Genomic DNA, 245 nt, shown 5'->3' on the forward strand with positions numbered 1-245 from the left:
CCACCACCTTGAAGGCTTCCTCACGGTTGGCGTATACAAACGGCAGGCTTACCGCCTCCAGTTCCGGCACTATGCGGGACAGGTAGGAAGCGCCCACCCAGGTCATTTCCAGCACGCCGGAGCGCACCTGATCGATGTTTTCCTTGGCGCCGCCCAGCTGCATGGCCGGGAACACATCCACGGTCAGTGCCCCCTTGGATACTTCCGGCAGGCGCGCCTTGAACTGCTCCATCGCCACACTGCTT

1 protein-coding gene is annotated in these 245 nt (G+C 62.0%); it reads right to left on the reverse strand.

Annotated features, from left to right (window positions below; all coding sequences use genetic code 11):
- On the reverse strand, nt 1–232 hold a 232-nt coding region (gene dctP, locus MO867_RS23035; RefSeq protein WP_252473484.1), incomplete at its 3' end, for a TRAP transporter substrate-binding protein DctP.
- Nucleotides 233–245 lie beyond the last annotated feature (13 nt).

Origin of the sequence: Microbulbifer okhotskensis, assembly GCF_023895975.1 — a bacterium.
In the GTDB taxonomy this organism is placed as follows: Bacteria; Pseudomonadota; Gammaproteobacteria; order Pseudomonadales; family Cellvibrionaceae; genus Microbulbifer; species Microbulbifer okhotskensis.